This is a genomic window from Telluria mixta (assembly GCF_029223865.1).
GTDB lineage: Bacteria > Pseudomonadota > Gammaproteobacteria > Burkholderiales > Burkholderiaceae_D > Telluria > Telluria mixta.
The window spans coordinates 1,760,358-1,776,888 of the sequence record NZ_CP119520.1 but is presented as its reverse complement, the minus strand read 5'-3'; the positions used below and the strand labels follow the sequence as shown (position 1 = coordinate 1,776,888).

At 65.4% G+C, this 16,531-nt stretch carries 15 protein-coding genes and 1 riboswitch; of the genes, 9 read left to right on the top strand and 6 right to left on the bottom strand.

Annotated features, from left to right (window positions below; genetic code table 11):
• Position 1 precedes the first annotated feature (1 nt).
• Entirely contained in the window at positions 2-667 is a 666-nt protein-coding gene (locus P0M04_RS07810) for a DUF484 family protein (protein ID WP_259448335.1), read from the bottom strand.
• A gap of 180 nt (positions 668-847) precedes the next feature.
• Positions 848-1,921, bottom strand: coding sequence for a porin (locus P0M04_RS07805; protein WP_259448334.1), 1,074 nt, complete (start codon positions 1,919-1,921; stop codon positions 848-850).
• Between the two features lie 482 nt (positions 1,922-2,403).
• Here P0M04_RS07805 and P0M04_RS07800 point away from each other — a divergent pair, with 482 nt between their 5' ends.
• Positions 2,404-4,005 carry a tetratricopeptide repeat protein gene (locus P0M04_RS07800; RefSeq protein ID WP_259448333.1) on the top strand — a complete coding sequence of 534 codons (1,602 nt, stop codon included), beginning with the start codon at positions 2,404-2,406 and terminating at the stop codon, positions 4,003-4,005.
• A gap of 15 nt (positions 4,006-4,020) precedes the next feature.
• Here P0M04_RS07800 and dapF read toward each other — a convergent pair whose 3' ends face one another.
• From dapF to P0M04_RS07785, 3 genes are read right to left on the bottom strand one after another with little or no spacing between them, the layout of a single operon-like run.
• Entirely contained in the window at positions 4,021-4,884 is an 864-nt protein-coding gene (dapF, locus tag P0M04_RS07795; protein WP_259448332.1) for a diaminopimelate epimerase, read from the bottom strand.
• 11 nt (positions 4,885-4,895) lie between these two features.
• Positions 4,896-5,759, bottom strand: coding sequence for a lysophospholipid acyltransferase family protein (locus P0M04_RS07790; RefSeq protein WP_259448331.1), 864 nt, complete (start codon positions 5,757-5,759; stop codon positions 4,896-4,898).
• Entirely contained in the window at positions 5,756-6,607 is an 852-nt protein-coding gene (locus P0M04_RS07785) for a lysophospholipid acyltransferase family protein (protein WP_259448330.1), read from the bottom strand. The genes P0M04_RS07790 and P0M04_RS07785 overlap by 4 nt, the downstream gene beginning before the upstream one ends.
• A gap of 179 nt (positions 6,608-6,786) precedes the next feature.
• Between P0M04_RS07785 and metK the strand changes: the two genes are divergently transcribed.
• The 4 genes from metK (at position 6,787) to metF (ending at position 10,801) form a co-directional block, all read left to right on the top strand.
• Positions 6,787-7,956 carry a methionine adenosyltransferase gene (metK, locus tag P0M04_RS07780; protein ID WP_259448329.1) on the top strand — a complete coding sequence of 390 codons (1,170 nt, stop codon included), beginning with the start codon at positions 6,787-6,789 and terminating at the stop codon, positions 7,954-7,956.
• A 69-nt stretch (positions 7,957-8,025) separates the two neighbouring features.
• A riboswitch (S-adenosyl-L-homocysteine riboswitch) is annotated at positions 8,026-8,097 on the top strand.
• A 28-nt stretch (positions 8,098-8,125) separates the two neighbouring features.
• Positions 8,126-9,541, top strand: coding sequence for an adenosylhomocysteinase (gene ahcY, locus P0M04_RS07775; RefSeq protein ID WP_105378467.1), 1,416 nt, complete (start codon positions 8,126-8,128; stop codon positions 9,539-9,541).
• An 86-nt stretch (positions 9,542-9,627) separates the two neighbouring features.
• A complete protein-coding gene (locus P0M04_RS07770; protein ID WP_105378466.1) occupies positions 9,628-9,981 on the top strand; it encodes a phage holin family protein in 354 nt (117 codons plus the stop codon).
• On the top strand, positions 9,968-10,801 hold the full coding sequence (metF, locus tag P0M04_RS07765; RefSeq protein WP_105378465.1) for a methylenetetrahydrofolate reductase [NAD(P)H]: 834 nt from the start codon (positions 9,968-9,970) through the stop codon (positions 10,799-10,801). The genes P0M04_RS07770 and metF overlap by 14 nt, the downstream gene beginning before the upstream one ends.
• Positions 10,802-10,861: 60 nt before the next feature.
• Here the strand turns inward: metF and P0M04_RS07760 are convergent, their stop codons facing one another.
• Entirely contained in the window at positions 10,862-11,425 is a 564-nt protein-coding gene (locus P0M04_RS07760; RefSeq protein WP_259448328.1) for a 5-formyltetrahydrofolate cyclo-ligase, read from the bottom strand.
• 79 nt (positions 11,426-11,504) lie between these two features.
• Between P0M04_RS07760 and P0M04_RS07755 the strand changes: the two genes are divergently transcribed.
• From P0M04_RS07755 to P0M04_RS07740, 4 genes are read left to right on the top strand one after another with little or no spacing between them, the layout of a single operon-like run.
• Positions 11,505-13,550, top strand: a complete 2,046-nt coding sequence (locus P0M04_RS07755) for a lytic transglycosylase domain-containing protein (protein WP_259448327.1) — start codon at positions 11,505-11,507, stop codon at positions 13,548-13,550.
• 31 nt (positions 13,551-13,581) lie between these two features.
• Positions 13,582-14,547: a complex I NDUFA9 subunit family protein gene (locus tag P0M04_RS07750; RefSeq protein ID WP_259448326.1), complete on the top strand. Its 966-nt coding sequence runs from the start codon at positions 13,582-13,584 to the stop codon at positions 14,545-14,547.
• Between the two features lie 22 nt (positions 14,548-14,569).
• Positions 14,570-15,286: a glutathione S-transferase family protein gene (locus tag P0M04_RS07745; RefSeq protein WP_259448325.1), complete on the top strand. Its 717-nt coding sequence runs from the start codon at positions 14,570-14,572 to the stop codon at positions 15,284-15,286.
• Positions 15,287-15,291: 5 nt separating this feature from the next.
• A complete protein-coding gene (locus P0M04_RS07740; RefSeq protein ID WP_259448501.1) occupies positions 15,292-16,530 on the top strand; it encodes a multifunctional CCA addition/repair protein in 1,239 nt (412 codons plus the stop codon).
• Position 16,531: the final 1 nt, after the last annotated feature.

Here is a 16,531-nt window from a genome sequence, read left to right as displayed (position 1 = left end):
GTCAGCCGAGCAGCGGAGCGAGTGCGGTGCTGGCCGTCTCGCCGATGTGGACGAGGAAATCCGTCGCCATCGCGGCGCTGAAGCGTTCCGGATCGGGCGAACCGAGCACGAGCAGGCCGAAGGCGCTGCCGTTCGCGCGCAGCGGCAGCAGGACGGTCGAGCGCACCGTGTCCGCCTCGGCCAGCCAGCTTGCTGCTTCAAAATCCTTGTTCGGGCCGCAGTACGGCGCGCGCAGGCTGCTGGCGAACAGGCGCACGTCTTCCGAGACGCCGTTCGTGTACCACGTGTCGGCGTGCTCGGGCGCCAGCTTCCACAGGCGCAGCGTGGCTTGCGGCACGATGAAATGCTTGACGAGGCCCTCGGCGACGGCGGCCGGGATCTCGCCCGGCACGCGGGTCCGCAGCAATTGCTGGGTCCAGCCATGAAAACGGTTGGCGATGGCCGCGTTTTCCTCGGCGTGGCGCACCAGCTCGGACATGCGCAGTTCCAGGGCGCGGTACTTGTCGCGCATGACTTCCATCTGGCGTTCCTGCAGCGAGACCGCGCGGCCCGTGAGTGGGCTCGACAGTTTTACTTCGCCCAGCAGGGTGGCGTGCTCCACGAAGAATTGCGGATGGTCGAGCAGGTATTGGGCGATGGCGGCGGAATCCAGTGTTGCGGCGGTCATGTGCGGCTTGCGAGATGGGTAGACCGTTCATTTTAACCGACAGCAATGCGCCGGCGCAGATTTCCTGTCTGCACTGTGCCGCCGTTGCATCATCGACACCCGGAAAAAGCCAAGGGCGGACCCGGTTGCCAGGTCCGCCCTTGCGGAAGCGATGCAGCGGGGTTTCCCCCGCAGCTCAGCTTAGAACGAGTGGTTCAGGCCCACGTCGTAGTGGTTGACGGTCGGGGTAGCAGCAGGTGCGCCGGTCGTCTGATTGCGGATATGGGTCTTGCGTGATGCGTCAACGTACAGGTAGGTACGCTTCGACAGGCTGTACTCGTAGCCCAGCGAATACTGGCGGGTGATCAGGTCGTGCAGGCGGACGTTTTCTTCCTGCTTCTTCAGACCAAAGCCAGCCAGCACTTTGCCCGGGCCGACAGCGTAGGTTGCACCGATTTCCGCGCCTTTGATGGTCGGACGCTGGGTATTGATGTGCTCCATGTTCTGGTGCGAGTAGGTACCCATCAGTTTCAGTTCCGGGGTCACCGAGAACGAACCTGCGACCGACCAGACTTTCGATTCGACGGCGTTGCGCTCGTAAGCCAGCATCGCGGCGGCCGGACCGTTGTTGTAGGTACCAGCGATCGAGAACGGGTTGGCCGAAGCCTGTGCGCCCGTAGCGTAGGTGGTAGCGCCTGCGCCGACACCGGCCACGCCGCCGCCGTTGGCTTCTTTCGAGGCCCACGAAGCGTTCACCTGGAAGCCATTGGCGACCGGCGAGTTATAGAAGATCGCGTTCGAGATACGGTTGTTGTTCGGGCCGCTGCCGCCGACGTCCAGCGGAGCCGAGTTGAAGCCGGCGACCGAGATGTCGGTGTAGAAACCGGCCGGCGACGGCAGGCCGTGCCACGGTTCGAACGAACCGACGATTTCCTGGAACGGGGTCAGGCCACGGCCCAGACGGATCATACCGAAGTCGCCCTGCAGGCCGACGCGGCTCTGGCCCTGGAACAGCGGACGGCCGTTGTTCTCGGTGGTGCCAGTGTCCGGCTCGTAACGCATTTCGATCTGGAACAGTGCTTTCAGGCCGTTGCCCAGGTCTTCGGTGCCTTTGAAGCCCAGGGTGTTGGCGGCGCGCTTGCCGATAGCCAGGGTGTTGTCGGTACGCTTGACCATGCCGACGTCGACGTTACCGTAGATTTGAACGGCGGTTTGAGCTTGTGCCACACCGGCGAATGCGCCCAGCAGAGCGGCTGCCACGAGGGTTTTTTTCATCTTAATTTTTATCCTAAAAAGTGAATCGAAGGAATCCAGAGAGCATTGAGATTTTTATTAGTTGCTGAACACTCGGATGTGTGAACCTTAAATGCTTAATGCGTCAAGATTGTCTGATTTGTCAATTATGACTGTTGCACTTGGTCGAAAGCCAATAAATCCAATCGTGCTGTTGTATTTTCGAAACGGCCGCGCCGGCAAACCGGGCGCACCTTAAGGCTCGTTTAAGTTTCTAAACATCATCATTCTGTCCCCGTACCACGGCAGGGTTTGTGCGGGCTCAAAGGCCTTTGGAATCGTAGCCGAATCGCATCGCCGCGGCTTTAGACTCTGGCCCATCCGACGTCCATTGTTACCGCAGTGCGCGCCACATGAGCTCATCAGTAGCGCAACGCAGGCGATCTCGCGCGTATCTTCGCGCATTGTGCATGCGAAATGGAACTGCGTACATTTCTAGGCGTCTCTAACATCCAGATAAGACGATGGCAAATCGTGAAGAACTGGCGGTCATCCGCGGCGCACGTGCCGGGCGCGCCGAATCGCAACTGGCCCTGGGCCGGCTCTATCTGTTCGGCAGTGCCGGACTGCCGAAGAGCCTGCCCACGGCCCTCCACTGGCTCGACCGCGCCGCACAGCAGGGTTGCGATGAAGCATGGCAATTGATCGGGAACCATATTCCGATCGATCTCGCGCGTGACAGCCTGCAGCCGGTCACCGGCTGGTACGAACGGGCGTACGACGGCGGCCTCGTGCGCGCCGGGCTCGTCTACGCCCAATTGGTGCTGGGCGCGCTGAACGATGGCCAGTGCACGCCGGCCCAGCGCGCCAAGGCGCTGCGCGCGCTGGAAGATGCGGCCCGTGCCGGCTTCCCGGAGGCGCAGTGGCTGCTCGCGCGCGAACATGGCGCCGCCCCGCCCGAGACGGACGAGCCGGCCGCCCGCGCGCCCGTGGCCAGCCCGGCGGGCCAGCGCTGGCTGCGCCAGGCGGCGGACAGCGGCGTCGGCGCGGCGCAGTTCGCCCTGCTGGAACAGGACTGGAACGCGGGCCGCTGGTCCGCCTGGCTGGAGCGGGCGCTCCCGCTGGCGCGCGTCCTGGCCGGTTCCGATGCCGCGCAGGACCACACGGCCGCCCGCCTGGCGCCGGACGAAGTGTTGCTGCTGTCGCGCTGCGCCCGGCTCGTCGCGGCGAACGAGGCGCCGCACGACGTCGGCCAGGACGAATTGCTGCGGTTCTGGGAAATCGCCGCGACCGAACAGGACCGCCATGCCCAGTTCGCGCTCGGCCTGTGGTGCGCCCGCATGCGGGTGGACGGCAAACGCCTGCCCGGCAGCCATGGCGCGGCCAACTTCAAGAAGGCCGTGCGCTGGCTGACGCAGGCCGGCGAGCAGGGCCTGGCCGAAGCCTGGTACGCCCTGTCGCGCATCTATATCAAGCCGGAATTCTCCCAGCGCAATGTGCTGGAAGCGCAGAAATACCTGGAGCGCGCGGCGGAGATGGGCTATCGCGACGCCCAGCTGGAATGCGGGAATGCGGCGTGGCGTGCGCGCCGCGAGAACGAGAACAACGACGTGCGCGCGCTGTTCTGGTTGCAGAAGGCGGCGGCGCAGGCTTGTCCCAAGGCCGCGGCCGCGCTGCGCAAGCTGGCGCCGCGCCTGCCCGGCGCCTGGAAAGACCTGGGCGCGCTGGCCGGACGCGACCTGGCGGCCCATCCGCTGCTGGCCGCGCGCCTGGAACTGGCGGTGGCCTTTGGCCTGAGCCGGGCCGAGGCGCTGTTGCTGGACATCCGCGGCGCCGACCGCGGCCACTGCCTCGTGATCGACATTCGCGCCAGCTACGGACGCAGCCGGCGCCGGCTGATCTCGGTGGAAACGGCGCAGGAGCGCCAGTTGCTCGACCGCGTGGCGCTCGTCTTCGAGAACGTCGATTGCGGTCTGGGTGGACCGGAAGGGAATTACCGCCAGCGCCTGTACCGGCTGCGCAGCTTGCTGCCGGAGATGGCGAGTGCGGAGTCCGCGACGGACGAACCGGAAGAGTCCCCGGCGCCGGACGGCGCGCCGGATGGTGACTACTCGCTCGCCGCCTGAATCAGATCCCGATTTTCAAATGTCGATTTCGCCTTCGAACACGGTCTCGGCCGGACCGCTCATATAAACAGGCTGGCCTTCGCCGGCCCAGTTGATGGTCAGCTTGCCGCCGCGGGCCTGGACTTGCACGGGCGAGTCCAGCAGGCCACGCCGGATGCCGGCCACGACGGCGGCGCAGGCGCCGGTGCCGCAGGCCAGCGTCTCGCCGGCACCGCGTTCGTAGACGCGCAGCTTCACATGGCCGCGGTCCACGATCTGCAGGAAGCCGGCGTTCACGCGGCGCGGGAACCGCGGATGATGCTCGATCTGCGGGCCCGTTTCGAGGACGGGGGCCGTGTCGACGTCGGCGACGACCTGCACCGCGTGCGGGTTGCCCATCGAGACCGTCGACACGAGCACGGTCTGTTCCTGGCCCTTGTTCGAGACGGTGATCGGCCACAGCGTGTCGCGGCCTTCGGCAACGCCTTCCAGGCCGGCCGCATCGAACGGGACGCGGGCCGGTTCCAGGATCGGGGCGCCCATGTCCACCGTGATGCTGCCGTCGTCTTCCAGGCGCGGCGTGATGATGCCGCTCATCGTTTCGACGCGGATGCTGCGCTTGTCGGTCAGGCCCTTGTCGCTGACGAAGCGGACGAACGCGCGCGAGCCGTTGCCGCATTGTTCGACTTCGCCGCCGTCATTGTTATAGATGCGGTAGCGGAAATCGCTGCCTTCCGTGGCCGGGCGCTCGACGATCAGGATCTGGTCGGCACCGATGCCGAAGCGGCGGTCGGCGAGGCGGCGCCATTGTTCCGGGCCGAGGTCGATGTCCTGGTTGATCGCGTCGATGACGATAAAATCGTTGCCGGCGCCATGCATCTTGGTGAACTTGAGTTTCATGGTATCTGTCATTAATCGTAGAACGAGGGCTCGCCGGGCGGCCGGGTCTTGAAGCGCTTATGCGTCCAGAAGTACTCGGCCGGATGTTCGTGCACGCGGTCCTCGATGAAGGCGTTCATGCGACGGGTGGCGGCGATGATATCGTCGCCCGGAAAATCTTCCCATGCAGGATAGAACTCTACCCGGTATCCCTTGTAGTTGGGCAGGAAAGTGGCGACGACCGGGATGACTTTTGCGCCGGTCGCGCCCGCCAGCCGGCCCATCGCCGTCAACGTGGCGGCCGGGATGCCGAAGAACGGGACGAAGGTCGCATCCTTTTCGCCGAAGTCCATGTCCGGCAGCATGAAGTAGGGGAGGCCTTCGCGCAGTGCGCGGATGATCGGCTTGATGCCGTCGGTGCGCGTGAACAGACGCACCGGGCCATAGCGTTCGCGGCCATAACGCAACAAATCGTCGAATGCCTTGTTCTTTTGCGGCGAATACATCGTCGACAGCGGCACGACGCGCGACGCCACGCCGGCCACGTCCAGGCACACGAAGTGCGGACAGAACACGATGGTCGGGCCGCTTTCCATCTGTTCCTTCGGCACCTTGGGGACGATCTCGATCAGGCCCTGGATGCGCTCGAACGGCGCCCACCAGATCAGCGAGCGCTCCAGGATGCTGCGCGAATAGGCCATGAAATGGCGCTTGGCGATATCGACCCGCTCCGCTTCGCCCAGTTCGGGCATGCACAGGCGCAGGTTGACCAGCGCGATCTTGCGGCGCTTGGGAATCGCGTAATACATCAGCCAGCCGACGGCGTTGCCGATGCGACCAAGGACAGGCAGCGGCAGGAAGTGCAGCAGCCACAACAGGAAAATCAGGAACCTCATGCGACGGTCTCGGGGTGCGGTGCTTCGACGCCTTGCGGCTTCTTGTAGCGGTTATAACTCCAGAAATACTGGGCGGGGCAGAAGGCGATGAGCTTCTCCATCTGGCGGTTGATGGCGGCGGCCTGCTGGGCCGCATCGCCGTCCAGCGACCCTTCGAACGGGACGAAGCGGATGGCGAAGCCGCGGCCGCGCGGCAGGCGTTCCGCGTACACGGTCAGGATATCGGCCTTGCCCAGCTGGGCCAGCTTGGCGGGCAGGGTCATCGTATAGGCGTCGCGGCCGAAGAATGGCGCCCACACGCCTTCTCCTTCCTGCGGAACCTGGTCCGGCAGCACGCCGACCGGCTGGCCGCCCCGCAGCGCCTTGACGAGCATGCGCACTCCGGCCAGGTTGGCGGGCGCCAGGTGCATGTGCTGGCGCTCGCGGGCACCCTCGACGAGCGGTTTCAGGGCGCTCTGGCGCGGCGGGCGGTACATGACCGTCAGTTCGACGCGCAGCGAGACTTGCTGGGCGGTCAGTTCGAAGCAGCCCAGGTGCGGCGTGAGGAAGACGATGCCGCGGCCGGCGTCGAGCTGGCGCTGGACCAGTTCCCAGTTTTCCATGGTGACGTGCCGGGTGACGCGCTCCTGCGGCGCGCACCAGACGAACGGCAGCTCGGCGATGGCCTTGCCGGACTCGGCGATCGCGGCGCGCAGATGGCCGCCGTAGCCGGCCTGTTCGAGGTTCTCGCGCAGGCGCCGGCGGTGCGACGGCGAGAGCAGATAGACGATCCAGCCGAGCGCGGCGCCGAGCGCATGCAGGACGCGCAACGGCAAAAACGACAGGATCCGAAACAAAAGGACAAGCATTTATTGATTTAGGGTAGAGAACCGACGAGTTGCTGTGCCAGAATTTTTGGAGGAGCGTAAAATACCACTTTGTAGCATCCGCGGAGTTAATGACAACTTGCGAAGCGGAATATAAATCTCGCTAAAGCGTCGCAGGCCTTGGTGCTGCGGCAATTTTCATAACAGTATCAGGAGCCTTAATGTCTTCCAACGACTACCTCTTCACTTCCGAGTCCGTCTCGGAAGGCCATCCGGACAAGGTCGCCGACCAGATTTCCGACGCCATCCTCGACGCCATCCTCGAACAGGATCCGCGCGCGCGCGTGGCTGCCGAGACCCTGTGCAACACGGGTCTGGTCGTCCTGGCCGGAGAGATCACGACGCACGCAAACGTCGATTATATTCAAGTTGCACGCAATACCATCAAGCGCATCGGTTACGACAACACCGACTACGGCATCGACTATAAAGGTTGCGCCGTGCTCGTCGCCTATGACAAGCAGTCGCCGGACATCGCCCAGGGCGTGGACGAAGGTGCTGGCCTCGACCTCGACCAGGGCGCCGGCGACCAGGGCCTGATGTTCGGTTACGCGTGCGATGAGACGCCGGAACTGATGCCGGCCGCTATTTATTATGCGCACCGCCTCGTCGAGCGCCAGTCGCAGCTGCGCAAGGACGGCCGCCTGCCGTGGCTGCGTCCGGACGCCAAGTCCCAGGTCACGCTGCGCTACGTCAACGGCCGTCCGGTGTCCGTGAACACCGTCGTGCTGTCGACCCAGCACGCGCCGGAAGTGAGCCACAGCCAGATCGAGGAAGCGGTGATCGAAGAGATCATCAAGCCGGTGCTGCCGCGCGAGTGGCTGCAGGACACCCGCTACCTGGTCAACCCGACCGGCCGCTTCGTCATCGGCGGCCCGCAGGGCGACTGCGGCCTGACCGGCCGCAAGATCATCGTCGACACCTACGGCGGTGCCGCACCGCACGGCGGCGGCGCATTCTCCGGCAAGGACCCGTCGAAGGTCGACCGCTCGGCCGCCTACGCTGCCCGCTACGTCGCCAAGAACGTCGTGGCCGCCGGCCTGGCGCGTCAGTGCCAGGTGCAGGTCAGCTACGCGATCGGCGTGGCCCGTCCGATCAACATCACGGTCTACACCGAAGGCACGGGCGTCATTTCGGACGAGAAGATCGCCGAACTGGTGATGGAACACTTCGACCTGCGCCCGAAAGGCATCGTGCAGATGCTCGACCTGCTGCGTCCGATCTACGCCAAGTCGGCCGCCTACGGTCACTTCGGCCGCGAAGAGCCGGAATTCACGTGGGAGCGCACCGACAAGGCCGCGCTGCTGCGCGCCGAAGCCGGTCTCGCGTAACACCCCCACGGGCGTTGTAAAACGCCTGCAGCCGGTGAGCACAAAGGTGCTCACCGTGCTACACTTACCAGTTCCGAGGAGCGTTGCGACGAGATTCCCCATCTCGCCAGGCTCGGATCATCAACACCGCGCTCACGTTACTTTTTTCTTAACTTGAAAGGAGGGCGTGATGAGCGCCGTACTCAAAGACACCACCCAGGACTACCTCGTTGCCGACATCGGCCTCGCCTCGTGGGGCGAGAAGGAAATCCGCATCGCCGAAACCGAAATGCCGGGCCTGATGGCCATCCGCGACGAATACGCGGCCGCCCAGCCCCTGAAAGGCGCGCGCATCGCCGGTTCGCTGCACATGACCATCCAGACCGCCGTGCTGATCCGTACGCTGGAAGCCCTCGGCGCGCAAGTGCGCTGGGCCTCGTGCAACATCTACTCGACGCAGGACCACGCTGCCGCTGCCATCGCATCGGTCGGTACGCCCGTGTTCGCCGTCAAGGGCGAGACGCTGGACGAATACTGGGAATACACCCATCGCATCTTCGAATGGCCGGGTGACAACCACGCCAACATGATCCTGGACGACGGCGGCGACGCCACGCTGCTGCTGCACCTGGGCGTGCGCGCCGAGAAGGACATCTCGGTGCTGGACAAGCCGGGTTCGGAAGAAGAAATCTGCCTGTTCAATGCGATCAAGGGCCGCCTGGCCGTCGATCCGCAGTGGTACTCGAAGCGCCTGCCGGAAATCCAGGGCGTGACCGAAGAAACCACCACTGGCGTGCACCGCCTGTACCAGATGCACGCGGAAGGCAAGCTGGCATTCCCGGCCATCAACGTCAACGATTCCGTGACGAAATCGAAGTTCGACAACCTGTACGGCTGCCGCGAATCGCTCGTCGACGGCATCAAGCGTGCGACGGACGTGATGATCGCCGGTAAGATCGCTGTCATCGCAGGCTACGGTGACGTCGGCAAGGGCTCGGCGCAGGCCATGCGCGCGTTGTCGGCCCAGGTGTGGGTCACCGAGATCGACCCGATCTGCGCACTGCAGGCCGCGATGGAAGGCTACCGCGTCGTGACGATGGACATGGCTGCCGAACACGGCGACATCTTCGTCACCTGCACCGGCAACTACCACGTGATCACCGAGCAGCACATGCTGCGCATGAAGGACCAGGCGATCGTCTGCAATATCGGCCACTTCGACAACGAGATCGAAGTCGCCGCGCTGCGCAAGTACGAGTGGGAAAACATCAAGCCGCAGGTCGACCACATCATCTTCCCGGACGGCAAGCGCATCATCCTGCTGGCCGAAGGCCGTCTCGTGAACCTGGGCTGCGGCACGGGTCACCCGTCGTACGTGATGAGCTCGTCGTTCGCGAACCAGACCATCGCCCAGATCGAACTGTTCACCAATACCGCCGCCTACCCGGTCGGCGTGTACACGCTGCCGAAGAAGCTGGACGAAAAAGTCGCCCGCCTGCAGCTGAAGAAGCTCAACGCCCAGCTGACCGAGCTGACCGACGAGCAGGCTGCCTACATCACGGTAAGCAAGGAAGGCCCCTACAAGCCGGAACACTACCGTTATTGATCTGGTAAGCTCTTCCGTGAACTGATGCTGCGCACCGCCGGATTCCATCGTCGGCGGTGCCGATAACTTCTCACGAAAGACACGACATGCGCCTGCTCCTGACCTGGCTGATCAACGCGGCAGCCCTGATGGCCCTGCCTTACCTGATGCATTCGGTATCGGTCGACAACGTCGGCGCCGCCCTCGTGGCGGCCCTTGTCCTGGGCCTCGTGAACACGATCATCCGTCCGTTGCTCGTCGTGCTGACGCTGCCCGTGACGGTCGTGTCGCTGGGCCTGTTCATCCTGGTGATCAACGCATTGCTGTTCTGGCTGGTCGCGCACCTCGTCGGGGGTTTTCATGTCGCGGGGTTCTGGTCCGCGTTCCTGGCGGCGATCCTGTACAGTGTCATTTCGTGGGCGCTTTCTACCTTATTACTCAACAAAGATGGAAACCCCTAACATCAGTATCGAGTTTTTTCCGCCCAAGACGCCCGAGGGTGCGGACAAGCTGCGCGTGGCTCGCCAGAAGCTGGCCGAGCTGAATCCTAAGTATTTCTCCGTGACGTTCGGCGCCGGCGGCAGCACGCAGCACGGCACGCTGTCGACCGTGCTCGAGATCCTCGCCGCGGGCCATGATGCCGCACCGCACCTGTCGTGCGTGGGCGGCACGCGCGAATCGATCCGCGCGATCTTGCAGGAATTCAAGGAGAAGGGCATCCGCCGCCTCGTGGCGTTGCGCGGTGACTTGCCGAGTGGCTATGGCGGCGCGGGCGAACTGCGCTATGCCAGCGACCTCGTGGAGTTCATCCGCCAGGAAACGGGCGACTGGTTCCACATCGAGGTGGCCGCGTATCCGGAAATGCACCCGCAGGCACGTTCTCCGCAGGACGACCTGCAAGCCTTCGCCCGCAAGGTGCAGGCCGGCGCGAATGCCGCGATCACGCAGTATTTCTACAATCCGGACGCGTACTTCCAGTTCGTCGACAATGCGCACAAGCTCGGCGTGGACGTGCCCATCGTGGCCGGCATCATGCCAATCACGAATTACACGCAGCTGATGCGTTTCTCCGACATGTGCGGCGCCGAGATTCCGCGCTGGATCCGGCTGAAACTGGCCAGCTTCGGCGACGACTCGGCGTCCATCAAGGCGTTCGGCCTGGATGTCGTCAGCGGCCTGTGCGAGCGCCTGCTCGCTGGCGGCGCGCCCGGCCTGCACTTCTACAGCATGAACCAGGCGGCGGCCACGACCGCGATCTGGCAGCGCATCACGGCAGCCTGATCCGGCGTTGTCCCGCAAGAATGCCCGTGCGACCGGAAGGCCGCGCGGGCATTTTTTTCATCACGTGACGTTGGTGGTTTCCGTCACGATCACGTCCAGCGGCACGTCGTGCGGCGCGTGCGAGAACATGGCTTCCTGATTACTGTAGGCAATGCCCAAGGTGTGCGGACGCGGCGGTTGTTCGAGGGTGCGGTCGTAATAGCCGCCGCCATAGCCGAGGCGATACCCTTCGGCATTGAAACCGAGACAGGGGATCAGGAGGGCCGGCGGGCGCTCGATGAAGCGCAGCTGGGCCGGGACCTGGATGCCGGCTTCGTCCGGCAACATGGCTTCGCCGGGGACCCACTCGGTGAACGTCAGCGGCGCATTGCGTTCCATCACGACGGGCAGCGCCAGGCGCACGCCGGCCTGGTGCAGCTCCGCGTACGCCGCGCGCAGGTCGGGCTCGCCGGCCAGCGGCCAGTACACGCCGATGACACTTACCTGGCGCAATCTCCACCACGCGACCACCTGCGCGCCGATATGTGCATCCCACTGGACCTTGATTGCTGGATCAAGCCCCCCACGTGCAGTCCTGAGCGCCTTGCGCAACGCTGTTTTCGCTGCCTGTTTCTCGTCCGCCACGCTCGGGTTCGAGGGGCATGGTATTCTTGAATCGCCGGTCATGGATGAAATGAAGCCTACATTGAATATTGCATTATCGATGTCGCAGACACTGTTAGCCGGCACCGTCGTGGCCGCTTCCAGCCTGCTCTTCCTCGCGTCGCCCGATGTCGCGGCCCAGGCCGCGTCTCCGGGTACGACACCCCCCGCACCTGCCGCACCGACGGCGGTGCTTGCGCCGGGCGGGCTGTCGCCCGCCCCTCCAGTGGTCGCGCCCGGACCGCAGGCGGATGCCAGCCGCGAGCAGGACGAGATTTTTGCGCAACTGCGCGACGCTGCCCGCAAGAACGATGCCGACAAGGCCGCGGCGCTGGCGGCACGGTTGCCGGGCTACGCGATTCCGTCGTACGTCGACTATTATCGGCTCAAACCGCGGCTACGCGACGCTTCCAACGAGGAAATCCTGGATTTCCTGAAACGTTACGAAGGCAGCGCCATCGCCGACCGCCTGCGCAACGACTGGCTGCTGGAACTCGGCCGCAAGCGCGACTGGGTCAACTTCGACCGCGAGCTGCCCCTGTTCGTCAAGAAAGACGATTACCAGGTCAAGTGCTATGCCTTGCTGTCGCGCGCAGCGAAGGGACAAAACGTGGCGGCCGAGGCACGCGTGCTGCTCGACAATCCGCCGCTGTACGGCGAAGCCTGCGCCGCGCTCGTCAACCAGCTCGTCCAGTCCGGCCAGTTCACGAACAACGATTTGCTGGCCCAGCTGCGCCTGGCCGGCGAGATGCACGCGACGGGGCCGTCGCGCCGCACGGCGCTGCTGCTGGGCGCGTCCGACAGCCGCGCCGCGCAGGCCGTCGACCTGCCGGCCGTGGCGATGGCGCGTGGCATCGGCAGCACGCGCGCCGATCACGAGATCTACCTCGTCGCCCTCGGCCGCATGGCGCGCACGAGCCTGAAGCTGGCGACAGTGGCGCTGAACAAGAATGCGTCGAAACTGTCGGCCGAGGAACGCGCGATTGGCTGGGCGAACATTGCCCTGGCCGCGTCGCTGACGCTGGCGCCGGAGGCGTACGACGACTGGAAGAAGGCCGAAGGGGCGCCGCTGACGTGGAACCAGCTGGAGTGGAAGACGCGCATCGCGCTGCGCCGCGGCGACTGGAAGACGGTGCGGTCCACGATCGAGGCGATGCCGGCACCGCAGCATGACGAGCCCGTCTGGACGTACTGGCTGGGCCGCGCCCTGCAGGCCGAAGGCCGGCGCGAGGATGGGCAGGCGCTGTTCCGCCGCATCGCCGACCAGAACAGTTTTTATGGCCAGCTGGCGATGGAAGAGCTGGGCATGCAGATCAGCATCCCGCCCAGCGCCGCGCCGCCCACGCCGGCCGAGCTGGCGCAGGTGGCGACCAATCCCGGCTTCAAGCGCGCGTTGAAATTCTTTTCGATGCGCATGCGCTTCGAGGGCACGCGCGAATGGAATTGGGCGCTCAACGGTTTCACGGAACGCCAGCTGCTGGCCGCCGCCGAGTTCGCGCGCCAGAACGATATCCTCGACCGCATGCTGTCCACGTCGGAACGCACGCGCACCGAATTCGACTACACCCAGCGCTTCCCGGCGCCGCACAACGACATCCTGCATCCGACGGCGCAGGGCCTCGGCCTCGACCAGGCGTGGGTCTACGGCCTGATCCGCCAGGAATCGCGCTTCGTGACGGATGCGCAGTCGGGCGTGGGGGCGTCCGGGCTGATGCAGGTGATGCCGTCGACCGGTAAATGGGTGGCGGAAAAGATCGGCCTGACGGATTACGGTCACGGCATGCTCAGCGATATCCGGACGAATATCGTGCTCGGCACCAATTACCTGAACATGGTGCTGAACAATGCGGAAGGCTCGCAGGTGCTGGCGACGGCCGCCTACAACGCCGGACCGGGACGGGCGCGCACGTGGCGCGGGCTGTTGACGGCGCCGATGGAAGGGGCCGTGTTCGTCGAGTCGATCCCGTTCGAGGAAACCCGAACCTACGTGCGCAACGTGATGTCGAACGCGACGAACTATGCCGCGTTGTTCGACAAGCGTCCGCAATCGCTCAAGGCGCGCCTGGGCACGATCACGCCGCGCGGCGGGGGCATCGGCCTCCCCTGACTTTTTGTAGGATAACCAGCAGGAGTCCAGCATGCACGCGCAGTCGGTCGTTCTGTTCGGCGGAACCGGATTCATCGGCAGCCACCTGGCGGCCAGGCTGTCCGAGCACGCCATCGACATCGTCGTGCCCACGCGGCACGAACGCCATGCGATGCACCTGATGCCGCTGGGCGTCGACATCGTGCAGGCCGACCCGTACGACGACACGGCGCTCCGCAAGCTCGTGGCCGGGCGCGATGCCGTCATCAACCTGGTCGGCATCCTCCATTCGCGCCGCGGCGATCCGTACGGGCCGGATTTCCGCCGTGCCCACGTGGAACTGCCGCGCCGCATCGCCGCCGCCTGCGCGCTCGAGGGCGTGCCGCGCTACCTGCACATGAGCGCGTTGGGCGCGGACCGCAACGGCCCGTCGATGTACCAGCGCTCGAAGGCCGACGGCGAAGCGGCCGCGGCAAGCCAGCCCGGCGTCGCGGCGACGATCTTCCGGCCATCCGTCGTGTTCGGCCCGGAAGACAAATTTCTCAACATGTTCGCGCGCCTGCAGCGCCACCTGCCTGTCGTCCCGCTCGCCTGTGCGCACGCGCGCTTCCAGCCCGTGTACGTGGGCGACGTGGCCGAGGCGTACGTGCGTGCGCTGCTCGATCCGCACACGGCCGGCTTCACGTATGAACTGGGCGGGCCGCAGGTCTACGAGCTGGGCGAACTGGTGCGGCTGGCGGGGCGCTATGCCGGCCACGAGCGCAAGGTGATCGCCCTGCCGGACGCGCTCGCGCGGCTGCAGGCGATGTTCTTCGAACTGCTGCCGGGCGAGCCCGTCATCACGCGCGACAACCTCGATTCGATGAAGGTGGACAACGTCGTCCAGCCGTCCAGGGACAATAAAGTCTTGACAACAACGGCGCTGGGAATCAAGCTCACGGCGCTCGAGGCCGTCGCGCCGCAGTACCTGGCGCCGCCCGGCGGACTCGACGTCCTGCGCGCCCGTGCCGGGCGCTGACCTTCAACGATCACGCCACACCATGCAGACTCTCGAACTCGACCCGACATTGACGCAGACCCTCGACAACGCACGCCAGGCTGGCCTGACCCTGGTCATCGGCAACAAAAATTACTCTTCGTGGTCGATGCGCCCGTGGGTGGCGCTCGTCGCCGCCGGCATCCCGTTCACGGAAGTACGCGTCCTGCTCGACAAGCCGGACACGGCTACCAACATCGCGCAGTACTCGGCGTCCGGCCGCGTGCCCGTGCTGCTGGCCGGCGAGATGACGATCTGGGACAGCCTCGCCATCTGCGAATACGTAGCCGAGCAATTTCCTGAGAAGCATATGTGGCCGCAGGACGTGGCCGCCCGCGCGCTGGCGCGTTCCGTCGTCGCCGAAATGCATTCCGGCTTCGGCGACCTGCGCACCGCGATGACGATGAACATCAAGGCGCGCCTGCCGGGCCGTGGCCGTACGCCGGGGGCCCAGGCCGACATCGGCCGCATCTGCGAGATCTGGGAAGAGTGCCTGTCCCGCTTCGGCCACCACAACTTCCTGTTCGGCGATTTTTCCATCGCCGACGCCTTCTTCGCGCCCGTCGTCACGCGCTTCCAGACCTACGGCGTGGCCATGGCGCCCGCGCTGCAGGCCTATTGCGCGCGCGTGCTCGCGCACCCGGCCGTCGCGCGCTGGGTCGAGGAAGCGATGGCCGAAACGGAAATCGCCGGGCTGCACGAAGACGAGTTGCCGGACTGATGACGATGCAGGCGTACGTCGTCGGCGGCGCCGTCCGCGATGAGCTGCTGGGCCTGCCCGTGCAGGATCACGACTGGGTCGTCGTCGGCGCCACGCCCGAGGACATGATCGCCAGGGGGTTCCGGCCCGTCGGCAAGGATTTCCCCGTGTTCCTGCATCCGGACACGCATGAGGAATACGCGCTCGCCCGCACCGAGCGCAAGACGGCGCCCGGCTACCACGGCTTCGTGTTCCACACCGCACCGGACGTGAAGCTGGAAGACGACCTGATCCGGCGCGATTTGACCATCAATGCGATGGCGCGCGCCGAGGACGGCTCCATCGTCGATCCGTACGGCGGCTTGCAGGATTTGCGGGACCGCGTGTTCCGCCACGTATCGCCCGCGTTTGCCGAAGACCCGGTGCGCATCCTGCGCCTGGCCCGCTTCGCCGCGCGCTTCCCGGATTTTACGGTTGCCGACACGACGCTCGCGCTGATGCGCCAGATGGTCGAGGCAGGCGAGGTGGATGCGCTCGTGCCGGAGCGCGTGTGGCAGGAACTCGCGCGCGGGCTGATGGAACAAAAGCCGTCGCGCATGCTGGCCGTGCTGCGCGACTGCGGCGCGCTGGCGCGTATCCTGCCCGAGCTGGACGCGTTGTGGGGCGTGCCGCAACCGCCGCTGCACCATCCCGAAGTCGATACCGGTGTCCACATGATGCTCGTGATCGACTATGCGGCCGAACGGGGCTACGACCTGCCGGTACGCTTCGCCGCGCTGATGCACGACCTGGGTAAAGGCATGACGCCGCCCGAACATTGGCCGAAGCACCATGGCCACGAAGGCATGGGCCCGCGCCTGATCACGGAACTGGGTAAACGCCTGCGCGTGCCGACGGAGTGCCGCGACCTAGCCGTGATGACGGCGCGCGAGCACGGCAACGTGAGCCGCGCGCTCGAGCTGCGGCCGAACACGATCGTGACCCTGTTCGAACGCTGCGACGCGTTCCGCAAGCCGGACCGCTTTGCGCAGATGCTGCTGGCGTCCGAATGCGATGCGCGCGGGCGCGGCGACGAACATCACGTCATGCGCAGCCGCGACTATCCGCAGGCGCCTTACCTGCTGCGTGCGCTGGACGCGGCGCGTGCCGTGAACGCGGGCGAGGTGGCGGCGCGCTATCCCGAGCATCGCGAAAAGATCCCGGAAGCCGTGCACGCGGCGCGGGTAAGTGCCGTGAAGGCGGCGCTCGGCGACGTACGCGACTGAA